Annotated in this window: 13 protein-coding genes and 1 pseudogene; 3 read left to right on the forward strand and 11 right to left on the reverse strand. The window is 34.7% G+C overall.

Annotated features, from left to right (window positions below):
- The 11 genes and pseudogenes from C8269_RS06925 to C8269_RS10815 all read right to left on the reverse strand — a co-directional run.
- Positions 1 to 5,162 (reverse strand): InlB B-repeat-containing protein (locus C8269_RS06925; protein WP_106460980.1); only part of this gene is annotated, 5,162 nt, incomplete at its 3' end.
- A 689-nt stretch (positions 5,163 to 5,851) separates the two neighbouring features.
- Entirely contained in the window at positions 5,852 to 6,895 is a 1,044-nt protein-coding gene (locus C8269_RS06930) for a Fic family protein (protein ID WP_106460981.1), read from the reverse strand.
- A 358-nt stretch (positions 6,896 to 7,253) separates the two neighbouring features.
- Positions 7,254 to 7,532, reverse strand: coding sequence for a type II toxin-antitoxin system YafQ family toxin (locus tag C8269_RS06935; RefSeq protein WP_106460982.1), 279 nt, complete (start codon positions 7,530 to 7,532; stop codon positions 7,254 to 7,256).
- Complete coding sequence (locus C8269_RS06940) at positions 7,522 to 7,794, reverse strand: type II toxin-antitoxin system RelB/DinJ family antitoxin (protein WP_106460983.1); 273 nt, start codon at positions 7,792 to 7,794, stop codon at positions 7,522 to 7,524. The genes C8269_RS06935 and C8269_RS06940 overlap by 11 nt, the downstream gene beginning before the upstream one ends.
- A gap of 221 nt (positions 7,795 to 8,015) precedes the next feature.
- Positions 8,016 to 8,855 (reverse strand): nucleotidyl transferase AbiEii/AbiGii toxin family protein, encoded by an 840-nt coding sequence (locus C8269_RS06945; protein WP_106460984.1) that lies wholly within the window; start codon positions 8,853 to 8,855, stop codon positions 8,016 to 8,018.
- Positions 8,856 to 8,882: 27 nt separating this feature from the next.
- Positions 8,883 to 8,993: pseudogene (locus C8269_RS11125) on the reverse strand (nucleotidyl transferase AbiEii/AbiGii toxin family protein); the annotation flags it as partial.
- Entirely contained in the window at positions 8,990 to 9,577 is a 588-nt protein-coding gene (locus C8269_RS06955) for a type IV toxin-antitoxin system AbiEi family antitoxin domain-containing protein (protein ID WP_106460985.1), read from the reverse strand. The gene C8269_RS06955 and the pseudogene C8269_RS11125, both read right to left, overlap by 4 nt.
- Before the next feature lie 127 nt (positions 9,578 to 9,704).
- Positions 9,705 to 9,935, reverse strand: coding sequence for a DUF2922 domain-containing protein (locus C8269_RS06960; protein ID WP_106460986.1), 231 nt, complete (start codon positions 9,933 to 9,935; stop codon positions 9,705 to 9,707).
- Between the two features lie 22 nt (positions 9,936 to 9,957).
- Positions 9,958 to 10,176, reverse strand: coding sequence for a DUF1659 domain-containing protein (locus C8269_RS06965; RefSeq protein ID WP_106460987.1), 219 nt, complete (start codon positions 10,174 to 10,176; stop codon positions 9,958 to 9,960).
- Between the two features lie 77 nt (positions 10,177 to 10,253).
- Positions 10,254 to 10,937 carry a peptidoglycan amidohydrolase family protein gene (locus tag C8269_RS06970; protein ID WP_106460988.1) on the reverse strand — a complete coding sequence of 228 codons (684 nt, stop codon included), beginning with the start codon at positions 10,935 to 10,937 and terminating at the stop codon, positions 10,254 to 10,256.
- Positions 10,938 to 10,957: 20 nt separating this feature from the next.
- Positions 10,958 to 11,074 (reverse strand): YvrJ family protein, encoded by a 117-nt coding sequence (locus C8269_RS10815; RefSeq protein WP_158698389.1) that lies wholly within the window; start codon positions 11,072 to 11,074, stop codon positions 10,958 to 10,960.
- 229 nt (positions 11,075 to 11,303) lie between these two features.
- Here C8269_RS10815 and C8269_RS06975 point away from each other — a divergent pair, with 229 nt between their 5' ends.
- The 3 genes from C8269_RS06975 (at position 11,304) to C8269_RS06985 (ending at position 13,983) form a co-directional block, all read left to right on the forward strand.
- Positions 11,304 to 12,335, forward strand: a complete 1,032-nt coding sequence (locus C8269_RS06975; RefSeq protein ID WP_106460989.1) for a PDDEXK nuclease domain-containing protein — start codon at positions 11,304 to 11,306, stop codon at positions 12,333 to 12,335.
- Between the two features lie 243 nt (positions 12,336 to 12,578).
- Entirely contained in the window at positions 12,579 to 13,085 is a 507-nt protein-coding gene (locus C8269_RS06980) for an RNA polymerase sigma factor (protein WP_106460990.1), read from the forward strand.
- Between the two features lie 610 nt (positions 13,086 to 13,695).
- Positions 13,696 to 13,983, forward strand: a complete 288-nt coding sequence (locus tag C8269_RS06985) for a GIY-YIG nuclease family protein (protein ID WP_106460991.1) — start codon at positions 13,696 to 13,698, stop codon at positions 13,981 to 13,983.
- Positions 13,984 to 14,434 lie beyond the last annotated feature (451 nt).

The following is a 14,434-nucleotide window of genomic DNA, read 5'->3' on the forward strand; positions in this document are numbered from 1 at the left end:
TCTCCTACAGTTACTTTTGCATCTGCTGGTAGATCTGGATTTGATTTCTTAACTGCATCTTCAACAGCTTTCTTTTCTTCGTCTGTTAACTTAGATGGGTCTTTTACTTCAGTCTTTTCTGGAGCGTTTAGTGAATCATCTTTTTCGATTGTATCTTCAGGTCCTAATTTAGCTGTCTTTGTAGTTTCGCCTTCTTTTACAGTTACTGTTACGTTACCCTTGTCATCAACTGTGATTTGGTCATCTGTTAAGCTTGGGTTAACAGCTTTTACAGCGTCTTTTACTGCTTTTTGTTCTTCAGGTGTAAGATTTTCTAAGTTTCTAACCTTAACTTTGCTTGGTTTGTTTAATGTTAATTTTGTAGCGTCATCTACTACTGTATCATTTTGAGATAGGGCTCCAGTTTTACCTCCGTCAGTAACTATTACAGAACCATCATCAGCAACATTGATTTTTGCAGTATCAGGTAGATCTGGATTTGCTTTTTTAACAGCTTCCTTAACTTTTTCTTTTTCTGCTTCTGTTAATTCATTAATGTTTTGTACTGGTGTTTTTTCTGGTGCCTTTAATGCGATTTTATTGTCGCTAGCTTCGTCTTTTTTAACCGTTTTAGCTGGTGCGATAGTTTTATCCCCAGCTGTTCCCATAGGTACTGTTACTGTACCATCATCTGCAACTTTGATTTCTTCGTCTTTGAAGTCTAAGTCTGGGTTAGCTGCTTTAACTGCGTCTCTTACTTTAGTTTTTTCGTAATCAGTAAGTTTATTAAGATCTGATACTGGTGTTATTTTTGGATCGTTTAATGTTTTACCAGCTCTGTCAAATGGTTTTACTGTATCTTTTCCTTCTAATGTTCCAGTCTTCTTACCATCTGCAGTTGTTACTGTTACATTACCCTTGCTATCAACTTCAATCTTATCATCATCAGCAAGATTATTCTTTGCTTTTACTGCTGCAGCTACCTTATCTCTTTCTTCTTTTGTTAAGTTAGTTACGTCTTTTACTTCAGTTTTTTCTGGAGCTTCAAGCTTAAGAATACTATCTTTTTGTACTACTGTCTGATCAGGTGTGAATGAACCTACCTTACCACCTTGTTCGATTGATACGCTACCATCGTCATTAACTGTGATTTCATCGTCTTTGAAGTTTCTACCTGGATTAGCTTCCTTAATAGCATCTTTAACAGCTTGTTTTTCTTCAGGTGTTAACTTGCTCTTATTTTCAACCTTAACTGGTTCTTTTGGTGGATTAAAATTGTTTTGAACTTTTTCTTGTTCAACAGTCTTATCAGCTGTTATTGTTCCAGTCTTACCATCTTTTGTAACTGTTACTGCACCATCATCATCAACTACAACATCTGCTGGTGTTAAGTTTAAGTCTGGGTTTGCTTTGATAACAGCAGCTTCAACTTTTTCTTGTTCTTTTTCTGTTAACGATGTTTTATCTTTTACTACTGTTTTTTCTGGATCATTTAACTTCAAAGGAGTTTTATCAGTTTGTTCCCAAACTGCATAATAAGTTTTTGGTGATGTGATTCCTGTAAAGTCTGTAACATTTGGTGTTGTTGCATCTTTTGTATCTGCCCAGCCCTTAAAAGTATATCCATCTCTTGTTGGGTCTGGTGTAGGTGCTGTTACTTTTTCATCTTCTACTTTAACATTAGTTGTATCCTTGCTGTCAGCAAATTTACCACCGTCTGCATCAAAGGTAACTGTTACTTGATCAGAATACATAGCATAAACAACCAATTGTTTTGTTATTGGTGTTTCATTAGTAAAGATTTGATCTTTACTTAATTTATTAAATTCATCAGCTGTAACGACTGCCTTATCTCCTAAGGCTTTCTTACCTTCTTCAGTAACCCAACCTAGGAAGTGCTTTCCATCTAGTGTTGGTGTCTTTGCGAATTTATCACCAGTACCTTCTTTAACATTTGCACCTTCAAAGCCGTTGGCTACATAACCTTCTTGGTCGTAGAAATTAACATTGTCTGGTGCTATTCTTACTTCTCTATCTTTACCATCAGCAAGTTTACCAGTATTTGCATCGAACAATACTCTTGCCCTAACTCTTGTTTCGTATAAGTCAGATGGTAGTGATGAGCCGTCTGAAGCAGTGGATAAGATCTTCATATCCTTTAATAAAGTAAGAGGTTTTTCAGTCTTATCATCTGAATGATAAGGAAGCATCTTTGTTAAATCTACCCTATATTCATAAGCCTCGTATTCTTTTTCATCTCCTTCAAATTGAGCATCAAAGATATTAGCTTTTGGAATAAGGATTTTCTTCCTCAAATCTTCACCCTTGAGGTTACCCTTATCATCATATTCATTTGCATCAGCTTCTACTTTGGCATAAACTTTGTTGTCTTTTCCATCGTAAAGTAATCTTACCTTACCACCGTCATACTTTGTATAACCAACGATTTTTGTTGTATCAGTGTTAAACTTAGCATTATCAGCTGGTAATACTCTTGGATCCTTATAGAAGTCATCTGTTCCATCGGCATAATCATTTGTAAATATCAATTGATATGGAGTGTAAAGTGACTTATTTATAGAAAGGATGGATGATTTATCAGAGTGGTCAGTCCATGTAAGTTCCTTAACAGTATCTTGAGCTTTTTCTAAAGGTCTATACTTGAACCAAGATGTTTGGTTTTCTAATTTATTACCATTTTCATCATAAGATTCTACATAAATATCTTCGCCTGGTTTTAATTTAGATGTATTGATAAAGAAGTTACCACCAGTTGATACTGTTGCACCATTTGGAACACCGGTCATAACTCTGTCTTTGTTATCATATGACCATGTAACCTTTGGTTCAAATTTCTTTTCAGCTTTAGTTCCGTCTGCAAGTGTGTATTTAAGGATATAGTAACCTTTTTTGCCTTCCTTATAAAGGTGCATATTTATATTTCTATTTTTTTGTAATGTTAGAGTTGCTCCACCTTTATTAAGTTCAGTACCGTTGTTAATTTCAAGGAAGTTTACAGGGGCATCATGGTCTTTTGCATATGGCATGAAAATTTTTATCTTATCTCCAGGCTTTATAGTAGCTCCTTCTCTAAGGTCAAACTTAAAGATACCATCTGCATATCTTTCAATTTTTTCAATACCCTTATCACTTGTTACATAATAAGTGTAGTAACCTTGCTCTTTTCTTATAACCGCATCTTCATTACCAACTTGAAGCATAATTTGCTTATCTGCTGGGTCCTTTGTGGTGTCGATTATAAAAGATTCACCTGCATGAGCTACATAACCATCTTTGTATTCTTTTTCAAAGATAGTCCAGCCGTCTGTATTTGGATTAGTCCAGCCGGAGATCATTGAGTAGTTAAGTTTTCTTGATTTATTACCACCACTTAATTCATCTCTACCTGCAAAAGTATCTTCAAATTTGCCCTTATCTACAACATAGTCGATAGCTGTAATGTAGATACCTTTTAGCATAGTGTATTGGTCGTGTTGTGGTATCTCAACCTTCTTAATTCCTTCTTTTTGGAAGTCGTGAGGAGCAATAACTAGGTAAGCAAGTTTACCATCAGCGGATTTATTAAAGTCTGTTAGTTTAATACCAAAATTGTGTGAAAATTTTGATTTGAGTCTTGTATCTTCAAGAACATTTACATAGGCTACATTGCCCTTGTCATCAGGCTTCAAGTAGTTAAGAAGGTTAGCATCAAAGGCTTGGGTAAAGGCGATTGGTTGTCCACCAGTTGTAGGTGAAGCAGCGTTTCCATCTCTTTGACCCGTGTATTGGGTTCTTATTATACCAAGATTTTTTTCATCCTTATATTGTTCTGGGTTGGCAATAAATTCGGACATAACGAATTCTTGATTTGTTGCGTTATTTCCATCTGATTGGTATCCACCCTTGATAAATAGTCTATTTACCTTATCTTCAAGAGAAACTGATGTTGTCTTGGTATAAGTTGAATAGTCCATGGATGTTCCCTTAGGTGCATAGGCATAGATTCTTTCACCCTTTTTATCAGCAAGTCTCATTTGAACGATGTAGTTCTTTTGACCTAAGTCTTTAATTGTAACACCTTCTTTTAAAACAAGGTTAATAGGGAGGTTCTTTCTTTGGTTTGTTAAGTCCCCTCTTAATACACCTAGGTCAACGATTCTTTCCTTACGGTCATTAAATGGTTCTAAATTTCCACTTTTAGCTTCATTACCTAAGGTATTTACACCAACTATATAAGATTTGTCGTAGTCGATGTATTGGTCAAGTTCTCCGAAGTTAAATATACCCCTGTACCATACAGTTGTTACTGCTGCACCCTTTTCCTTATAAACCATTCTTAGAACAGTTCTGCCGTTGGCATCAACAAAGTTACCATCATAATCAATGTCGTTCATTTCGACAGGTTCTGATGTAGTAACCCTTACAAGTCTTTGCTTGTCTCCAACCTTCCAACGAGATTTATCTTTGATTTGATTTTCCCAGTTTGCCTTACTGTAATAAGTCGCAGATGAGAGTGCGTCAGGCTTTTCTGTAGAATCAGAAGCCTTTAATTGGTTATTTACTTTTTTTCCGCTAACTTCAAGCTCAGATTCATTATTATCTGTTTTTTTATCTTCAGTAAGATCGGATTTACCTTCTGCTTGGCCTTCTTTTTTCTCAGCTTCACTGTCCTTAGCACCTGTTTTTGCTTCAGCTTTTGCAGCTTCAACTACTTCATCTACTGCTTTTATGCTTTTAGCTTCTTCTACATCTTTTTTGTATTCATCAAGTGATTTAGAAGGTTTTACATCTTCGCCAAATGCTTCGAAAGCTTTTTCGATATCTTTAATAGCTTTTGCTTTGTAGGCTGCTAATTCATCTTCAGCTTTTGCTTTTTCATCAGCAGTCTCTTCGCCAGCAGGTTTTCCAACAGGTTCACCATCAGGTTTCCCGTTAGAATTTTCTTCTTTTTTAGCTTCAGGTTTTCCTGCTACTGTTTCAGGTTGCGCTTCTTCTGTTGCAGCTGGTGATTTATTTAATTCACCAGCCTCTACAAGTTGAGGGCTTACTACTATAGAGAATCCTAGCATGCATGATACTAAACCGATGGTTAGTTTTCTTGTAGCATACCTAGGTTTTCTATTAGTACCTTTTAGCTTTTTGAAATCAATAAGCTTTTGTAATTCTGCTTTTCTTTCTTTCATGAAATCTCCTTTTGAAATCCTTTTCTTTTTAACAACTAATATCTGCTTATAAAATCTTTAAACTACAACAAGTTGTAACTTAATCTGATTATAAAAAATAAAAGTGTCAAAAAGCTACTTGTAATAATGCATAAATCATACATTATGCCTAAATACAATATACTATTTCTACCGTCTTATTCAAGCCATTTTATTTGAGGATTTTTTATATAAAAAACAATATATAAGAAAGATTGTATAGTTGTGAATACTAGATACAGACATATTTTTGACTATATGTTTTGCTTTACAAAATTTCAAGAATATTTCCTTTAAAATGGCATAATACTGCAGTTTGTGAAAATGTATATTATTCGTAATATATAAATAATTATACTCTTTATTATTATTATTATAGATATATTCAATATAAATTAATATTTAAACATTTAGTTGTTCTATTTATAATTGATTATAAAACTAAATAAAATTATTTTAAACAAGGATTTAATAAAATATTTGAGTTAATAAATGTGATTTAGTTTCAAAAAAAGAGTTGATTGATCTTAATCTCACTATTTTAACAAAATATAATATGATAACCGTATCGCTTATCCCCACACAAAAAGCCAGCACTCGGCTGGCTCATTATAGAGATAAAAGTAGATGGATTTATGTTTTTCCACCTACTTTAGTATATGCTGGCTGTCTTAGGCTTTAATATACTTAGTGGCCCTTCCACTTCCTATTTGTTTGATTAAGCCTTTTTCTCTTAACTCTTTTAAGGCTCTTTCGATGGTTCTCTTTGATATATCTGGACACAGTGTGACTATATCAGATTTGGATAGGGATTCTAGGGAATTTTCAAATACCTTCATCACTCTTTGTGCAGATGTCAAAGATTTCTCTCCTATTAACTTAAATCTCTGATCACACTCGTTATATGCTTTATAAATCACTGATAAGCTATATTTTATAAATGGTAATTCATCATTTTCTCCAGAGTGCCAATTTTCACTAGAAGCTTGTAATTGTTCATAATACGAATCCTTAGTATCTTCTATTATCATTTCTAATGAAATATATTTTCCTACAAAAAAACCATTTTTGTAAAGAAGTAGCAGGGTTAAAAGCCTAGACATTCTTCCATTCCCATCTGCAAAAGGGTGAATGCACAAAAAATCATGGATCACAACTGGAATTAGCAAGAGTGGTGGTATCTTTAATCTTACAGCCTCATCATATGCGCTAATCATCTTATCAATATAAGATTCGGTTTCAAAAGCTGATATAGGCTTAAATCTTATTCTTTTCTCTCCAAATTCATTTGTTTCAACTATAGAGTTATCCATTATCTTAAATTTGCCCTTATGACTGACTCCAGAATAAGCGTAGAGTCTATTGTGTAAGGTTAGAATATTATTTTTTGTAAATTCGATATTCTCATAGTTTTCATGAATGATATCTAGAACCTGTCTATAGCCATATATTTCTTCTTCATCCCTATTTCTTGGCCTACTTTTTTTATTCATCAATGATTCCAGCCTAGTATCATTTGTAGATATTCCCTCAATCGCATTTGATGATTTTGTTGACTGAATTTTAGCAACTTCTACCATTTTTTCGAGTACGTCCGGAAAGTTTATCACATAGAGTTCTTGCTTTCCCTTATACTCATATATTTTTGCAATCAAATCATACATATTTGCTGGTATGTTTAAATTAAGTAAGTTTGAATAATTAAATTTTCTCATAAATCCCACCTCTTTTCTCGCCATTATACTCCAATTGGCGTAGATAAATCAAGATTGGCGAGATTATTCTCGCCATTTTGGTTGTTTTGGCTATTATAAATTTATATTATAAAGCCTTCGAATATAGTGGCATATCGTGCTTGGTTTTTTCTTGGAATTTGAGTTTTCGTAATAGGTCTCTCGACTTACGCTCGAGACAAGGGGTAATGATGAAAGCTTATGTAAGCTTCCTACTACTTCCCTTACTTCGACCGTAGTGGACAAGCCTAAAGGAATTGTTCGATGTTATTATTTACTATGAACCAAGTGCAGCTTTATTTTTAAAGCCTTCGAATATAGTGACATGTCGTGCTTAGTTTTACTTAAACAAATCTGAGTGTGAGCCAGTTCTTACTAGAGATAATACTAAAACTTCTTCTATTTTTTCATATATCAACAAAAAATCTGGCTCTATATGACATTCTCGAGTTCCTTTGTAATTTCCGTTTAATGAATGATCTCTATATCTTTCATCAAGAGTTTCATCTTTTGCTATCTTCTCAATAATATCAAAGAGCTTTTCAATATCTTTTCCTTGTTTTTTAGCTTGTTTTAAATCTTTTTTGAATCTCTTCGTAAACTTTATCTTATACTTCAAGGGCTTTCCTCAAGTCATCTATACTATCATAAGACCTAACATTTTTATCTTCGGCTATTTTTCTTCCTTCTTCTATAGCCTTTATGGTTTCTTCGTTTAGCTGGTTAAGTTTGAGATCAAAAGGAATGCCACTTTCTCTAATACTTGCCCTTAAAAACATATTAATTGCAGTAGTCATATTTAAACCTAAACTGGAGTAGATTTTTTCTGCTGCTTCTTTTATTTCTTTATCTGTTCTTATATTCAAATTCGTTGTTGTCATTTTATCATCTCCTTTAGGATAATTATATGAGCTTATTTGTGCACTGTCAACACAATGTCAATACAATTTCCAGGAGTTATCAATTATTTTTTCAATGCATCCTCATTTTGCTTAAATTATTATGTATAAAAGCTAAAATGTAAAGCTCTCACCTATTGGAACTTGTTTATATTCCCACATAAAAAACCAGCTCATGGCTGGCCTAAATAACATTTCAAAAGCTAACTATTTACTTTTTCAGAAATTATAGCTACAAGGTCGATGACATTCTCATAGGTCAAATCTCCTATATACTTATTTTCACTTAGATATACTTCCCACAAGGATCTTAGGTATGAATCTTCTTTTATGTCCTCGATTATTTCCTCATAATCTTGCATTTCCTCCTGACTTCCTCTTTTGTAGGAAGTTCTTTCTATTGCTTCTTTTAAAATTTTATAATCTATCTCATCTTTTTTTAGTTTGTAAAGGGTGTATAGGTCATAAAAGTCTCTCATTCGTGTTGTTGTTATATTTCTTCTGATTATAGTTTCGTATTTTTCTGCGAGAATTGTTTCTAATGGATATGCCATTATTTTTATATCTTCTTTGCTAAAGATACAGGGATAGGTGTATTCTATTTCTCTTGGTGTTATTGCATCTCCTGTTGTTAGGTCAAGTTTCATTGGGTTTTTAGTTTTCCCAATATTTGCTATTAGTGAAATTCTAAAGTTTTCGTACTCGTCTTCTTCTCTAATATAAGAGATGTCTTTTATTTCAAATTTTATTCCATCGTCTACATTGATATTTATGATTTCTTCTACGATTTCTTTTATTTTTTCTTCTTTTAGGGGTATGCCTTTTATGGTTGTGTCCATGTCCATAGTTGTTCTATTTTCAATACCAATTAGAGATGATATTAGTAATCCTCCCTTTATTACAAAATTGTTTTTGTAATTTGATTTGGATAGCCTTTCTAAAAATCTTTCAAAGAAATATATTTGCAGAACTTCTTGAGACTTTAGATTTTTCTTCTCTGCCATACTTCTTATCTTGCCCTTTATACTCTCGATATTAATCACGATAATACCTCCATATATTTTCTAATTTCGTCTTCTATNTCTTTCAAAGAAATATATTTGCAGAACTTCTTGAGACTTTAGATTTTTCTTCTCTGCCATACTTCTTATCTTGCCCTTTATACTCTCGATATTAATCACGATAATACCTCCATATATTTTCTAATTTCATCTTCTATTTTAAATAGTCTACTGTATTTTATGAGTCGTCTTAGGTTTTTATTTTGTGATTTAAAGTATCTTTTTAAGGCTTCTGTGAAAATCTGCTTATCTATCTTTTCTCTGTCGATCATGATGTCGCAAATTGTTCGATCTATATCATAAACTAGGATAAGGTTACCCTGTGGTGATTTTATTTCTGTCTTACCTAGCTCGTATAAATCTTTTTTTACATAGTGAACTTGTAGGTCTTCATATCTTTTCTTGATATGGCTGGCATTGTAGCCTTGGGGTACAGATATATGAAATACATTTGGAGTCCTATCGGATAGGTCGTGGAGGTAGAGGGCTGTTTGATGGGAAAATATAATTCGATTACTATTAGATGATATTAAAATAAAATCATCTATAACTTTTCCTTTTAATTGATATAGTCCTGGTCTTAATCTTTCTAATTGTCCGATTTTTGTTAATTCTGATAAATTATGCCTAGTATATCCGAGTTCTTCTGCTTCTTTGTTGGTGATTACTAAATTATCTTGTATATATTCTCTAAGTGCGTTCATTCTTCCTCACCTCATTTTCGCTTTAATTATATCATATAAAAGCGAAAATGTAAATAATATCTCTGCAGATAGTGTAAATTCCCACATAAAAAGCCAGCTCACGGCTGGCTTTTTGCTTACTTTAGCTTTATTTCACCTTGTATGGATTTTTTTCTATTTTTTCCATTTCGGCTTTGGATATTTTTGTTACTGGGCCCTTGCTTGTTTTTAGGACGTTTGCTTGGATCATTTGGTCCATGGCGTTTTTGATTTCAGTGTCGGTGTAGCTTGGTTTTACTTGGTCTATTGAGATTGTTCTTTGGGCTGCTGCCTCATCTTTGAAATATAGTTTGAGTTTTGAATTGATTGTTTTTTCCATTTGTTATTCCTTTCTCCTTTTCTTATGCTAGGTTGCCTTCTTCGATTAGTTGGTCATCGGCTTTGTATATTGCGTATTTTAGTTCGTGGCCATTGTCATTTAGTAGGCCTAGGTAGGCTTTGGCGAAGGTCTTGATATTATCAGAGCTTGCCTCTTGGTTTACTTGTGAAAAGGTCTTTGTGTAGGCCTTTCTCTTGTCTCCGTCTACGTTTGCGATTTCGAATTTAATTTTTATTTTCATTTCTTCTCCTTTTTTGTTTTTTTATTGGCGCCTTGTATATATATAACAAAAACTGCCTTTTTGTCCCGATTTATTTTTTAAATCCTTACCCAAGTTGATTTTCCATCACCTATGCTGACATATCTCCTCTTGCCGGATAGGGCTATATAGGATATCCAGCTTAGGCCTTCGTTTTCTATGACCTGGTCATAGTGGATATGCTCACCTGGATAATAGACTGCTAGAACATCTGACCTGGTAGTGGGTAAGGCTCTGACATTGACTGCTGCCCTTACCAGGGCCCTGCCGAGTTTTTCGACCATCTTGTAGCCAGTATTTGTATTGCCTAGGGGCCTAAAGTATCTTTCCTTATAGGACCTCTTGCAGGCTAGAAATATTTTAAGGTCATCCCTAGTTGTGGATATGGATACTCCCCTATGCCTGTAGTTGGCATGAAGGATCTTATCCCTTGCTAAAAATATTCCCGTATGGCCGCCTGCTCCCAGGGATTTGCCTTCGATTCCTCTTATAAAGATATCCCCTCTTTGGACCTGGTCATAAGAATAAATTTCCTTTAGGTAGGTCCCATTCATCTTAAAGAGGGTCTCTGTAGATTCTATTAGGCTTGTCCTTGGGATAAAGCCTCCTGCTATGAGGCAATAGTGGACGAAGGATGAGCAGTCATAAAAGGCTGGGCCAAGTCTTGCAGGATAGGCCATGGAATAGCCCACCCTGCCGACCTTGGTCAAGCCAAAGTCAATCATCTTTTCAATATTTGCCATAAAGTTCCTTTCCCCAAAAGCTATGACTTTTGGATTTCTTCAATGATTTTGTCAAGCTTTCCATTGATTTGTACTATTAGGATGAGATTCATCACTATTGGAAAGCCTAGTTCAGATATGAGTTTAAATATATCCATATCAATTTCGGCTAACTTGGCAAGCTTTCTTTCCTCAGGATCAAGCTAGCGAAGTCTGGCTTGCGATAAAATTTATGGCAAGCCCAGAAAGTACGCCACTCCTTTCTTGTGTGATTTGCACGTGCTAATTATATATAGCAAAAAGTAAGATTTTGTCCCGTTTTTTTTAGAGGTTGGCATACAAAAAAGCTTATTTATGATATAATTAAAGAAGTCAAGGGGTGCTTATATGAATGAGAAAAATAAAATAGATAGGGTCCATGATGATGTTATTAATAGTATAAAAGTATTGATGGAAAGGTCCAGAAACGAAGTTGCAAGGCAAGTCAATAATATTTTGCTAGAGACTTACTGGGAGATTGGACGTATTATCGTAGAAGATGAGCAAGGACATGAGCAAAGAGCAGAGTATGGCAAAGAGCTTATAAACGACTTATCAAGACAACTAACAAAGGAATATGGCAGAGGGTTTTCAAGGTCTAATTTACAGAATATGAGAAACTTATATTTATCATATCCAATTTGCCAGACACTGTCTGGCAAATTGACCTGGTCCCATTATTGCGAACTCTTATCTATCAGCGATGAGAAAAAACGAAGCTTCTATGAGAAAGAAAGTATAAATGCAAATTGGTCAGTAAGGGAACTTAAAAGACAAATTAAAACATCACTTTTTGAAAGATTACTCTTATCAGCAGGAGAGGAAAACAAGGAAAAAGTCCTAGACCTAGCCTTAAAGGGCAATGAAATAAATAAGGCGGCTGACCTTGTAAAAGACCCTTATGTATTTGAATTTTTAGGCTTGCCAGAAGAAAAACCAATGATGGAAAGTGACTTAGAAAAAGCACTCATAGACCATATTGAAAAGTTTTTACTAGAACTTGGCAAGGGTTTTATGTATGTAGGCAGCCAACAAAGGGTAACCCTAGGCAACACCCACTATTATGTGGACATGGTATTTTATAATAAAATATTAAGGTCCTATGTCTTAATCGAACTAAAAACAAGCAAGCTAATGCCAGAAGCAGTAGGTCAAATAAATATGTACCTCAATTATTATAAGGCAGAAGTCAATGACGAGATGGACAATGAGCCTATAGGGATAATCTTATGTACTGATAAAGACGGAGTCCAAGCAGAATACGCCTTAGGAAATTTATCAAATAAAATATTCGCATCAAAATATACCTTGTATATACCAGACAGGGAAGAGCTTGAAGAGCAGGTAGAGAAAGTAATTGAACAATACAAACAGAAGTAGGTAAAAAACTACTTCTTTTTTATTGCAAAAAATCTCCCGTTATTTTAACTAATCAGCTTAAAGACTTTAAAAGTCCAATTCGATTTGTCTAAAAGCGATTAAGGCAAAAAAACCCCGTCTTAAAGGCTTTTAGGCAATTAAACATTTTCACTAATTTGTATTAAGATAGACATTGACAAGGTCAAAAGGCGCCTTTACCAGCCAGGCTGGTAGACTTTGATCTTAAATGAAAGAAGTGAAAAAATGATAAATTTAGAAAATGCACAAAGAATAATAGATGATTATATGCCATTAATACTTGCAACTATAAGACGATTCCCAGCCTTTGAAAGAGAAGAGGCAATCGATGAAGCAAGGATGCTGACAATCGAGGCAATACTAGATTACAAAATCGAAGCAGGAAGCTTCGGCAATTACCTAAAACACAAGCTCAACTACCACTTTTGGAACAAATGCAGAAATCCACTAGAAATCTCCCTAGAAACACCCACCGAAGCCGGCATAATTGGAGATCTGATAGAAAGCGACATCGACATAGGAGCTGAAATTGAAGAAGCAGAAAAATACCTCAAATTAAAAAACAGCCTAAAAAGGCTAAATAACAAAGACAGGGAAATAATAAGGCTAAGATATTTTGAAAAAATGGAATATGAAGAAATAGGCCAAATCCTAGGCCTAAGCCCAAAAACAGTGAGAAATAGAAATAGCATTATAATAAAGAAATTGAGAAAGGTGTGGGGTGTGAGGTAGAAACAGAGAGATATAAAAATGAACCTTCGAATATAGAGGCATGTCGTGCTTAGGCTGTCTTGAGATTGAAGCTTTTTGTAAGAAAGCTACCCTTTCCCTTGCTTCGACCAACGTGGAGAAGTCTATTAGTACTGATATGGCGTTATTATTTACTACGCACAGAGCACGGGTTTATTTTCAAGAGCCTTCGAATATAGTGACATATCGTGCTTAGGCTTTCCTGGAATTTGAGTTTGCGTAATAGGTCTCTCGGCTTCGCTCGAGACAAGGGGCACGCCTCCGGCGCTTATCTATGCTTGTCCCAAATTACGAAGTAATTTGATGGAAAGCTTGATGCCGTAGCTGAGGAGCACCACGTCTATGCCTAACCCCATTCCTGAAAGGAATGGATGGTAGGCTTGATGCGTAGAAGAGTGGTTCGCAGCGAAGCGAGAAAGATTGCTCAATAAAGATACCGTTTCCCTTGCTTCGACCAACGTGGAGAAGCCTAAAAGAATTGTTAGTTGTTGTCATTTACTATGCACGGAGCACAAATTAATTTTCAAAATCATTATGATTAAACGCCCTAAATCAGGGCATAAATATACTAGAATACAATTAAGGAGTTTTTATGGCTGGTTTTTTTTATATAATGGCTTGTGAATCTAATACTACTATATACAAAGGATCTACTGATGATATTATAAGAAGAGCTTACGAGCATAAGTATCATCTCATACCAGGCAGTTTTTCTGATACATATGATACTACAAAATTAGTTTATTATGAATACTATGAAGATATAACTGATGCTCGTGGGCGAGAAGCTCAGGTTGGTAAATGGAGCAGAGCTAAGAAAGATAAGCTAATAAGCAAGATGAACCCTGGTTGGGAAGATTTATATCGGGATTTAGTTTGAAATAATAATGGATGTTTTGTAACAGGTACATAATAGGCTTCGAATGTATAGGCATATCGCTCTTGATTTTGTGCTGTGATTTGAGTTTACGTAATAGGTCTCTCGACTTCGCTCGAGACAAGGGATGGGTTACTCGAGACAAAAGACAATGAAGGAAGCTTAAAAAGCTTCCCACTTCTTCCCTTGCTTCGAGCTAAGTGGCAAGCACGTACGAATATGGCTTTTTCAAAGCTTTCCCGTTAGCATGGGAGGAGGTGAAATCATGCGTATTTTACTTGACATCATTATTGCTGTCATAGCTAAAGACAAGCCCCTCCGGCTAATTGAGAAGTGGTGACTATTTGAGCAAGTGGCTAGATAGTAAAATTAATAAAGATGATAACTAGCACAAAAAGGACGAGCGTGCGGGCTCGTCCTTTTTTGGTAATTCCATGCTTCTTGATTAACTTCA

Origin of the sequence: Anaerococcus sp. Marseille-P3915, assembly GCF_900258475.1 — a bacterium.
In the GTDB taxonomy this organism is placed as follows: Bacteria; Bacillota; Clostridia; order Tissierellales; family Peptoniphilaceae; genus Anaerococcus; species Anaerococcus kampingae.